1 protein-coding gene is annotated in these 409 nt (G+C 66.3%); it reads right to left on the bottom strand.

Translation table 11 applies throughout. The features are described from left to right. Positions 1 to 409: ATP-binding protein (locus tag C6N40_RS13865; RefSeq protein WP_162782260.1), on the bottom strand; the 409-nt coding region annotated here is incomplete at both ends.

Below are 409 nucleotides of genomic sequence, written 5' to 3'. Positions count from 1 at the left end.
CTGCTGTGCCGGAACCGGTAGGAGTCGTTCCCGGTTTCGACGATGTGGCAGTGGTGGGTCAGCCGATCCAGCAGCGCCGTGGTCATCTTGGCGTCGATGAAGACGTTGGCCCACTCGGCGAACACCAGGTTGGTCGTGATCACCACGCTGGTGTGCTCGTACAGCTTCGACAGCAGGTGGAACAGCAGCGCCCCGCCGGCCTGGCTGAAGGGCAAGTAGCCCAGCTCGTCCAGGACCACCAGGTCCAGGTTCAGCAGTTGGTTGGCCAGGCGGCCGGCCTTGCCGGCCACCTTCTCCTGCTCCAAGGCGTTCACCAGCTCGATGGTGCTGAAGAACCTAACCCGCTTGCCGTGCCGGCCCACCGCCTCCACGCCCAGCGCCGTGGCCAGGTGCGTCTTGCCGGTGCCCG

Origin of the sequence: Arenimonas caeni (genome assembly GCF_003024235.1) — a bacterium.
In the GTDB taxonomy this organism is placed as follows: domain Bacteria; phylum Pseudomonadota; class Gammaproteobacteria; order Xanthomonadales; family Xanthomonadaceae; genus Arenimonas; species Arenimonas caeni.
This window is presented reverse-complemented; position numbering and strand designations above follow the sequence as displayed.